The organism is Chrysiogenia bacterium (assembly GCA_020434085.1).
GTDB lineage: Bacteria > JAGRBM01 > JAGRBM01 > JAGRBM01 > JAGRBM01 > JAGRBM01.
Map to the genome: position 1 here is coordinate 1 of JAGRBM010000345.1, position 8,982 is coordinate 8,982.

Genomic DNA, 8,982 nt, shown 5'->3' on the forward strand with positions numbered 1-8,982 from the left:
TGATCGACCGCTACGAAGAACTCGAAAAAGAAGTTCCCATCTTCGCCCTGCACGCCAAGACACTGGTCATCGACGGCGAGCAGCTCTTTATCGGCACCTTCAACCTCGACCCGCGCTCGACCAATCTCAACACCGAGATCGGCGTCCTGATCCGGAGCGAGAAACTCGCCCGTCAGGTCGAGGGCGCCATCGAGCGCGACATGCTGCCGGGCAATAGTTGGAACCCCCGCACGGAGAACCCCAACCGCAAGGCTTCCCTGTGGAAGCGCCTTCGCCTGCAATTCTGGGAACTGATGCCGATCGAGGAGTTGCTGTAGGGGGCTGCGCTCGATTTACTTGAGGTTGTCATCCTGAGCGCAGCGAAGGATCTCAACCAGTGGGCGATGGCAAGGGCCCATTCGTTCCGGTGCCTGCGCGGGCACGTTGAGATCCTTCGCCTTCGGCTCAGCATGACAGAATTAGAAGTAGCGAAGCTACTCCGAAAACTTCCGCTCTTTCCCGAAGGGGAAGAAGTCGGGCATGTCGGTGCTGACCTTCATGGGGTATTTGGGCGCGCGTTTTTCGAGGAAGCTCGTCACGCCTTCCTTTACATCGGCGTTCTGGCCCATGTAGGCAATGCATTTGGAGTCGAGCTTGTGGGCTTCCATCGGATGGTCGGCGCCCATCATGCGCCAGAGCAGGTGGCGCGCCATGGCGACGGCGACGCCGCTGGTGTTCTCGGCGCTCTCGTTGGCGATCTCACGGGCGCGTTCCAGCAGCTTCTCGGGGGGCAGCACCTCGGATACAAGGCCGTTTGCAAGGGCTTCGTCTGCGAGGAAGACGCGGCCGGTGGCCACCCATTCCATGGCTTTCGAAATGCCGGCGATGCGCGGCAGGAACCAGCTCGAACAGGCCTCGGGCACCAGGCCGCGGCGGCAGAAGACGAAGCCGAACTTCGCCTTCTCGCTGGCCAGGCGGATGTCGGCGGGCAGGCACATGGTGATGCCCACACCCACGGCTGCGCCGTTGATGGCGGCGATCACGAGCTTCTTGCACTCGAAGATGCGCAGCGTGACCAGGCCGCCCGAGTCGCGGTGTTCCTGGACCGTTTCGCGGCCGCTGGAATCGAAGATCTTGCCGCCGCCCTCGAGGTCGGCGCCGGCGCAGTAGGCCTTGCCCTCGCCGGTCATGATGACCGCGCGAACTTCGTCGTCGGCGTCGGCCTCATCGAAAGCCGCGATGAGTTCTTCGTGCATCTTGTAGGTGAACGCGTTCATGCGTTCGGGACGGTTGAGAGTGATCGTGAAGATCGCCCCGTCTTTTTGTGTCTTGATCGTTTCGTAGTCAGCCATTGATTCTCCCTCAGGCGCCCCAGTCCTCGTCGTCCTTCTTGTGCTGGACGATGGTGGCCTTGGCGTTGTCTTTCTTGGTGGCGAGGTTCCGCCAGGGGCCCAGTTCCTTCTCTGTGTAAAGCCCCATGCGCAGCGGTCCCTGCAGGATGATGCCGCGGTCCTGCACGGCTTTTTGTACGAGGTCGTGATAGCCGGCCAGCGCGTGGCCGGGGTGCTCGATGGCGCTCACCAGGATGGAGCCGTGGAGCACTTCGCGCATGCACTTGCGGATGACTTCGCGCACGCTCTCGTCGTTGGATGCGGCAATCGAATAGGCCCCGAAGAGCGTGCGCTTGCACAGCCGCCGCTGGGGCGTGGGGCTCTTGATGGTGATGCGCACGCCGTGCTGGTCGTAGGTGTGGAGCATCGCGCGGGTGCGATACTCTGGCATGTCGCGGATGCCCCCGAGCGATACGGTCTCGACCTTGTCGCCGCCGGGGATCTCCTCGATCTTCACGCCCTCGAAGAGCTCTTCGGGATCGACGTCCTCTTCCATCTCGTCGTCGTCGCGTTCGATGGCAAACAGGCGGAAGCGCTTTTCCTGTCCCTGCGTGTCGACTTCGAAGAAATAGGATGTGTTGATAAACGTCATCGCCGCTCCCCCGGTGCGTGTGCTGCCGGCAGCTTAGCCGCCCGCCTGCATGGCGCGAAGCTCCGCCGGGTCATGGGCACACACGATCTTCACGCGCTCTCCCTCGGCCCGAACCAGCTCGCGCAGGCGGTGCTGGTTGCGGCGGCGCTGCTTGTCATCGACGGCCGCGACCTGCTGGAAGGCGCGCAGCCCCCGCGGACAGTGCGGGTGGTGGCAGTCCATCTCGCCCGAATAGAAATAGGCATCCCCTGCGTGCAGGAGCCACTGGTCCGGCGAGACTTCGACGGCGACGCCGCCGTGGCCGCGGGTGTGGCCGTTGAGCGGGATCATCAGGAACTCCGGCGGCAGTCCGTCGAGTTCCCGCACCGCATCGAAGCCCATCCACGAATCGCCCTGCGGCGCGTGGCGGACCCAGTCGGGCCCGTGGGCCCACTGCACGTTGCGGTAGCGCATCTTCTCTTCGCGGGTGGGCGGGTGCGTGGCCGCGTCGAGCTCGCTTCCCAGCACGTGAACTCTTGCCTTGGGAAAATCGGGCAGGCCGCCCGCGTGGTCGAGATCGAGATGCGTCAGGATGATGTGGCGCACGTCGCTCGGAGAGAACCCGAGCGCCTTGACCTGCTCAAGGGCCGTGTCGCGCATGTGCAGTTGCGGGCGCGTAACGAAACGGATGGGGCCCAGGCGCTTGGAGTCGCGCACGTCGTCGCTTCCCATGCCGGTCTCGATGAGGACGAGGCCGTCCTCGGTCTCGACCAGCATGCAGTGGCAGATGACCTCGCCGGCCGAGCGGCCGGTAACCAAAGCGCCGCCGATCGGGCACATGGTCCCGCAGTTCAGATGATGGATTTTCATGGCAATTCCCTCTTCCCGGCCCGCACAGCATTTACCAGAGCGGCGAGATTCGCAACTCCCGGTGGCTGACTAGGCCTGGGACTGGGATGCCGCGGGCGCAGCGCCGGTTTCGGCGGGCTTTTCCGCGCTCTTCTGCGCCTTCGCCTCCGCCGCGCGGCGGGCCATGATCTTCTGGAAAATGTCCTGCAGATAGGGGAAGAGCTCGGCATTGAGGTCGATCTCGGGGTAGAGCTTGCGACCCAGCCCCTCGGCCACGAGCATCGCGACGCAGAAGACCGTATAGGTGGCGTCGGCGCGCACGTGGTGCTTGCGCATGGTGTTGGTGACCTTGGCGATGGCCACGGAGATCTCGATTTCGTTGAGCGGTTTGCCGAAGTAGGTGTTCACATACTCGGCGACGTCTTTCTCGTAGGCGTCCCAGTCCTGGATGTTCTGGTAGGGCGCGTAGTCGGCCATCAGCTTGGCGACCATTTTGCCGTCGTTCTGGGCCATGGCCATGAACGACTCCACAAAACGCTCGCGGTCTTCGTCGGTGAGCTCGGCCACCATCCCCAGATCGAAATAGCAGACCACATCGTCATCGAAGAATCGCAGGTTGCCCGGATGCAGGTCGGCGTGCACGAAACCGTCGATGTAGATCATCTGGAAAATGGCGCGCAGGCCCTGTCGGGCCAGTTCCTTGGGGTCGGAGTTGGTCTTGTCGATGTCGGCGAGCTTGTAGCCCTCGATGAACTCCATGGTGAGAATGTTCTCGGCGCAGTAGTCCTCGTAGAGCTTGGGGAAGATGACCTTCGGATTGTCCTTGAAGTTCTCGTGGAAGCGGTGGTTGTTCTCGGCCTCGTTGCTCAGATCGAGCTGGCCCCGGATGGACTTGGCAAATTCCTCGACCGCTTCGACGGGGGAAGTGAGCCGAATGCTGGGAATGAAACAGATCGAGCGGGCGAACAGATCCATCACTTCGAGGTCGAGTTCCGCTTTTTCCTTCACGCCCGGACGCCGGATCTTCACGGCGACCTTCTCGCCACTCTTGAGCTTGGCTTCGTGAACCTGCGCGACCGATGCCGAGGCAATGGGCTTGTCGTCGAATTCGGCGAAGATTTCCTCCGGCTGGCGACCGAAGGCTTTCTCGAACTCCGCGGGAATGAGTTTGGAATCAAAGGGGGGCACCGAGTCCTGGAGCTTCACGAGCTCGTCGATCATCCACGGCGGCAGGATGTCGGGCCGGGTGCTCATGATCTGGCCGACCTTGACGTAGGTGGCTCCGAGGTCCTCGAGCATCCGGCGGAAGCACCACGCCCCCAGGGTGAAGGGGCTCTGGGCGAAGGTGTCCTTGTTGGCGCCGGTCAGGAAGCGCAGGAAGGTGTACCACCAGAAAGTGAAGAAATACCGGATCGAGAGGAAGTAAGCCGCGATCAGGCGGGGCAGTACGCGGAAAAAGACCTTCATGCTTGGCTCCTGGAGTGCCGTGCGCGCCGGCGAGGCCGCTCGAATTGCCGGCTACGGTCGAAATATCGTCGGAAAGCGTGTGACGCGCGATGACACACGCGTCAGCGAAGATAGACCTTATCGGAGCCGCTGCCAAGCGTTTGAGCGGATCCGCCGGGAATCCCCGGTTCCGGGCGATCGGAAAAAATGCCGAACAAAAAACGCTTGACATACGATTTTTGTTCGGTATTATGCGTGATGTATTCGGTAATTGGAGTGAGGGATATGAACGAGCATACCAGCCAACCACAGATCAATATCGACTGGAGCGGCAGCCTGCCGGCCACGGCCGGGTGGGGCTACCGCGAACAATTCCGCGGAGCCGCCCGCGACCGGGTGCTCTCTTTCGTCACGGTCTTCGGCACGCTTGCCGGCATGATCGTCGCCTACCTCCACGGCTAATCGCCGCCCATCCCCACGTAACTGCCAACCCCTTCGGGGGACTTCTCCTTTTGAACACGCGGGACCGGCCCTACCCCGGCCGGTCCCGCGGCCCACGTTTGGGTGTTCGCCGAAGGCGCACCTCTCAGCGCCTCTCCCTTTAAGGGAGAGGTCGAGCGAAGCGAGGGTGAGGGGAAACTGCTCGGGAATCGCTAGCGTTTCTCGATCTTCTGAATGCAGCCCATGGTGACGCCCGCAATGTGGGGCAGGCGCAGGTTGCCGATCGGGTTCTCGAGCCAGCCGTTGAGCGTCATGCCCACGCCCAGGTCGCGGGCGGGATCGGCAAATCCGCCCGAGCCGCCAAAACCGTAGTGGCCAAAGCCGGTCTTTACCGCGCCGCGCGTGGTGTTCACGGCGTGATAGCCGAGGCGCCAGTACATGGGGATGGCAATGACCCGGTCGGCCCGCGTGGTCTGAATGACCGTTGCGCGCTCGAGCGTCTTGCGCGAGAGGAGCCGCACTCCCTCGAACTCCCCGCCATTGGCCAGACAGGCGTAGAGCTTGGCCAGGGAACGGGCGGTGAAATTGCCGTTGGCTGCCGGAATCGAGGCCATCAGCACGTCGGGAGCCGAGAGATCGAACTCGCTCATACCCACGGGGAGCAGGGCTTCGGCAATGCGCTTGGGAGAGACGCCGATGCGGCGCAGCAGGGGTTTCAGCAGGCCGCGCGGCGATTTCAGCGCCTTGCGGCTCTGACCCACCTGCTGCCGGTTGGGTTTCTTCCACAGAAGCTGCGCGGCCCGCGGCACTTCGCTCTCGGGCACGGCCAGATACAGGCCATCGAGCCCCAGTGGCTCGGCAATTTCTTTCTGTACGAACTCCGAAAGGGGCGCACCGGTCACGCGGCGCACGAGCTCCCCGATGAGATGTCCGTAGGTAAGCGCGTGGTAGGCGTGGTGCTCGCCGGGGGCGTGCTCGGGCGCGGCCTTTTCCATGGCCTTTGTCACCAGGTCCCAGTCCTTGAGGTCCTCGGCGTGGGAGACGAGCGCGCGCACGTTGTAGAGCCCCGCGGCGTGGGTCAGGCAGTGGGCAATCGTCGTGCGTTCCTTCCCGTTCTGTCCGTATTCGGGCCAGTAGCGCGTGACCGGATCGTCGTAGTCGAGCAGGCCGCGGTCGACGCACATGTGCAGCGCCGTGCTGGCCACGCCCTTGGTGGTGGAAAAGCTTGTCGCGATGGTGTCGCGCTGCCAGGGGTTGCCGGCGCTGTCTTTGGCGCCGCCCCAGATGTCGACGACGCACTTGCCCTTGTAGTAGACGGTGGCGGCGCAGCCGCCGGGCAGGCGCTGCACCTGCCACCGCAATGCGCGCGCGACCGGGTAAAAGTCGGGATGAACGAATCCGTCGAGCATGTTGTGAATCCCCCTGGGCTGCTGGGCGCCAAGGGTATTACGAATTGCTGACGCGCTGCAATGAAGGGGAGAAATTAGCCACAGAGGGCACAGAGCTCACGGAGAAAAGGGCAGAAAACCAAAACAGGATGCACAGGATAAACAGGATTTCTGATCCTGCCGGTCCTGTGCATCCTGTAAAAAAGCAGTCTTTGCTCTCTGTGAACTCTGTGCCCTCTGTGGCAAAAACTCTTAGCGCCCGAGGCGCTTTTTGACCTCGTTGGGCAGGGCAAAGCAGCCGCGGTGGATGTCGCGGTTGTACCACTTGCAGCTCTGTTCGATCTGCTCGGCGCGATCTTCCTTGATGGCCAGGTGGTCGCCGTCGACGGTGCAGTAGGTCCAGGTCCAGTAACCCGCGCCGTAGATCGGGACGTAGCCGAAATATGGGTCGGCCTGGCCGAAGACTTTTTCGAGCAGAAGGACAGTCTCGTAGAAGACGTCCTTGAAGAGCAGGGGATTCTCGCTCTGCATCACGAACACGCCGCCCTTGGCCAGCATGCGCTTGCAGTTCTCGAAGAAGGACTCGTTGAAGAGCCCCTCGGCCGGGCCCACCGGGTCGCTGCCGTCGAGGATGATGACGTCGTAGGGCTCGTCCTTCGTCTCTTTGACGTAGGCGATGCCGTCGCCGACCACGAGATCCAGCCGCGGATCGTCCCAGGCGGTGCCGATCATCGGAAGGTGTTCTTTGGACTGCTCAATGACGAGCCCGTCGATCTCCACCATCTTGCAGAACTTCACCTGGGGGTAGCGCAGCACCTCGCGCACGGTTCCGCCGTCACCGCCGCCGATGACCAGCACGCGCTCGATGTTCGGCGCGGTCGTCATGGCCGGGTGGGCGATCATCTCATGGTAGAAATACTCGTCGCCGGCGCTGGTCTGATACAGGCCGTCCAGGGCCAGCGTCGTGCCGAAGCGCTCGGTCTCGAAGATCTCCACCTTCTGGAAATCGCTTTTGCCTTCAAAGAGGCGCTTTGTCACTTTCAGTCCGAAGCTCAGGTTGTCTTCGAACTTCTCTACGTACCAATCATCAGCCATCGGGTCATCTCCGCGGTTCGCAGTAACGCAATTTGGGGATTTTGGGAAGCCGCGTGCCCGGATTTCGCAGCGGCGTCACATGAAAAGGCGGGGCGAACGCGCTCTCACGTTCGCCCCGCCGCCTGGATCAACAATCAGGGAGTCGGACTCGCCCGGGCTACGGACGCGCGCCCATGGCCCGCTTGCGGGGCAGGCGCAGCACGTTCTTCGCGCGCGGACGAAGGGTCTCGTGACGGCCGAAGATGATGCCCGTGGGGGCCGGGCCCTGCCCGCGGTCGAGGACCATGATTTCGGCCTCGTGCATCTTGAGCCCTTCACCGAGGACTTCGCAGGCCAGTTCGGGATTGCACTCGCCGCAGGTGTAGAAATCAGCAGCGGCATATCCGTTCTCGGGCCAGGTATGAATTGAAAGGTGGGATTCTTCCACCACGACCACGCCGCTCACGCCTTGTGGGGTAAATCGATGGAACAAGGTGCCCACCAAGGTGGCACCCGCGGCCTCGGCCGCTCGCTTCATAAGCGCTTCAATGTGGTCCTTGTCGTTGAGAAGGGCCGCATCGCATCCATGGAACTCTGCAAGTACGTGACGTCCAGTCGTATTCAATTCATTTTCCTCCTTCCCATCGCTCGTTGGCGATGCCCCGTCCTTGCCGACCCTCTGTTGGCATGCGGGGCTTGGGAGGGGCCTAATCTACGGATTGGGAGCGAAATTTCAACGAATTTTTGGGGTCTGGGGGGCCGTAGGGGCTCTGACGGAAAAATTGTTACAAAAGGTTGTTGACCCGCCGCGTCATTTTGCGCGACCCCGTGGGGGTATGGGGGCGCGATTAGTCTCCCGGTAAAACAGAAACACAAGTAATATCAGATGCTTGCCTGATGCCAGCGGTGGGGCAGTCAGGTGGCCGCGCAGGGTATTTCCGCAAAAATGAGCGAGGCCTCGACACTGCCGATTTCGGTAAAAAAATCGGGAAATTTCGGCTCAATCGGCGTATTTCACGGAGCACCCGTAAGCTTTGGTGGCGCTGGTGGCCACCGGCTTTCCGGCAAGCAGGGCATCGAGGGCATCGGCCACATAGTTCTTTGCCCCATCCACATCCGCCAGATCGGTGGTCGGGCGATCATCGATTGCGCCCACGTAGGCAAGCGTTCCCTCGGGGGTGATGACGTACATGTGGGGGGTCGCCTTGGCGCCGTATTTCTTTCCGACCGCGCCGCTCTCGTCGATCAGGACGGCGCTGGCATTCGAGCCCCTGGCCTTGCGCTGGGCCTCGGTTTCTTCGGGACTGCCATGCCCCTGCTTGCCCGGGGCGGACGAGATAACCGAAAGCCAGACTACACCCTTTTCTGTGTAGCGCTTCTGCAGCTTCTGCATGTTGCCGCTCTTGTAGTGCTTCTTCACATACGGGCAGCCGTGGTTGAGCCATTCGAGGACGACGTACTTGCCCAGATAGTCGGCCAGGGAAATTTCCTGCCCGGTCGATGATTGAAGGGTGAAGGCCGGTGCGGGCTCTCCAGGCTTGAGCGCCATGGCGGGCGGCGCGCCTGCGAGGGCGAAGACGAGCGCAAGGACAGGCAGGCGAATTTGGCGCATGGGATACTCCTTTGCAGGTGTCTCCAGTCTACCCCAGGACGCGCCGGCGCATTCCAGGAATCCGGGCAACTAAATTCCCTCGATCAACTCGATCACTTGCGCGCGCGTGAGCACCGGTGGGAGTACCTGCGGAGTGGCGCCGGGCCTGCCTGGATGCAGCACATAGAGCGGCACGCCGCTTCGCCCGTAGGACTCGAGCGTCCGGGCAATCTCTTCATCGCGGTTGGTCCA

Annotated in this window: 10 protein-coding genes; 2 read left to right on the forward strand and 8 right to left on the reverse strand. The window is 62.4% G+C overall.

Annotated elements, in window-relative coordinates:
- Positions 1-317 (forward strand): phospholipase D family protein (locus tag KDH09_12045; protein MCB0220420.1); only part of this gene is annotated, 317 nt, incomplete at its 5' end.
- Positions 318-473: 156 nt separating this feature from the next.
- Here KDH09_12045 and KDH09_12050 read toward each other — a convergent pair.
- The 4 genes from KDH09_12050 to KDH09_12065 all read right to left on the reverse strand — a co-directional run bounded on the left by KDH09_12050 (position 474) and on the right by KDH09_12065 (position 4,257).
- Positions 474-1,331 carry a crotonase/enoyl-CoA hydratase family protein gene (locus KDH09_12050; GenBank protein MCB0220421.1) on the reverse strand — a complete coding sequence of 286 codons (858 nt, stop codon included), beginning with the start codon at positions 1,329-1,331 and terminating at the stop codon, positions 474-476.
- Positions 1,332-1,341: 10 nt separating this feature from the next.
- Positions 1,342-1,962, reverse strand: coding sequence for a hypothetical protein (locus KDH09_12055; GenBank protein ID MCB0220422.1), 621 nt, complete (start codon positions 1,960-1,962; stop codon positions 1,342-1,344).
- A 33-nt stretch (positions 1,963-1,995) separates the two neighbouring features.
- A complete protein-coding gene (locus tag KDH09_12060) occupies positions 1,996-2,811 on the reverse strand; it encodes an MBL fold metallo-hydrolase (protein MCB0220423.1) in 816 nt (271 codons plus the stop codon).
- A gap of 69 nt (positions 2,812-2,880) precedes the next feature.
- Positions 2,881-4,257: an AarF/ABC1/UbiB kinase family protein gene (locus tag KDH09_12065; protein ID MCB0220424.1), complete on the reverse strand. Its 1,377-nt coding sequence runs from the start codon at positions 4,255-4,257 to the stop codon at positions 2,881-2,883.
- A gap of 264 nt (positions 4,258-4,521) precedes the next feature.
- On the opposite strand from KDH09_12065, the gene KDH09_12070 reads away from it, so the two are divergent.
- Positions 4,522-4,698, forward strand: coding sequence for a hypothetical protein (locus KDH09_12070; GenBank protein ID MCB0220425.1), 177 nt, complete (start codon positions 4,522-4,524; stop codon positions 4,696-4,698).
- A gap of 191 nt (positions 4,699-4,889) precedes the next feature.
- On the opposite strand, the gene KDH09_12075 is transcribed toward KDH09_12070, so the two are convergent.
- The 4 genes from KDH09_12075 to KDH09_12090 form a co-directional block, all read right to left on the reverse strand.
- Positions 4,890-6,086: a beta-lactamase family protein gene (locus KDH09_12075; GenBank protein ID MCB0220426.1), complete on the reverse strand. Its 1,197-nt coding sequence runs from the start codon at positions 6,084-6,086 to the stop codon at positions 4,890-4,892.
- A gap of 231 nt (positions 6,087-6,317) precedes the next feature.
- Entirely contained in the window at positions 6,318-7,160 is an 843-nt protein-coding gene (speE, locus tag KDH09_12080) for a polyamine aminopropyltransferase (protein ID MCB0220427.1), read from the reverse strand.
- Positions 7,161-7,317: 157 nt separating this feature from the next.
- The gene (gene speD / locus KDH09_12085; GenBank protein ID MCB0220428.1) at positions 7,318-7,764 is read right to left on the reverse strand and encodes an adenosylmethionine decarboxylase; all 447 of its coding nucleotides are present in this window, start codon (positions 7,762-7,764) and stop codon (positions 7,318-7,320) included.
- Between the two features lie 375 nt (positions 7,765-8,139).
- A complete protein-coding gene (locus tag KDH09_12090) occupies positions 8,140-8,751 on the reverse strand; it encodes a thioredoxin family protein (protein ID MCB0220429.1) in 612 nt (203 codons plus the stop codon).
- Between the last annotated feature and the right edge of the window lie 231 nt (positions 8,752-8,982).

Excerpts from the sequence above, each read along its gene's own strand:
- KDH09_12055 (MCB0220422.1), bottom strand. The coding sequence starts at position 1,962 with ATGACGTTTATCAACACATCCTATTTCTTCGAAGTCGACACGCAGGGA.
- KDH09_12070 (MCB0220425.1), top strand. The coding sequence starts at position 4,522 with ATGAACGAGCATACCAGCCAACCACAGATCAATATCGACTGGAGCGGC.
- KDH09_12075 (MCB0220426.1), bottom strand. The coding sequence starts at position 6,086 with ATGCTCGACGGATTCGTTCATCCCGACTTTTACCCGGTCGCGCGCGCA.
- KDH09_12065 (MCB0220424.1), bottom strand. The coding sequence starts at position 4,257 with ATGAAGGTCTTTTTCCGCGTACTGCCCCGCCTGATCGCGGCTTACTTC.
- KDH09_12090 (MCB0220429.1), bottom strand. The coding sequence starts at position 8,751 with ATGCGCCAAATTCGCCTGCCTGTCCTTGCGCTCGTCTTCGCCCTCGCA.
- KDH09_12060 (MCB0220423.1), bottom strand. The coding sequence starts at position 2,811 with ATGAAAATCCATCATCTGAACTGCGGGACCATGTGCCCGATCGGCGGC.
- KDH09_12050 (MCB0220421.1), bottom strand. The coding sequence starts at position 1,331 with ATGGCTGACTACGAAACGATCAAGACACAAAAAGACGGGGCGATCTTC.
- speE (MCB0220427.1), bottom strand. The coding sequence starts at position 7,160 with ATGGCTGATGATTGGTACGTAGAGAAGTTCGAAGACAACCTGAGCTTC.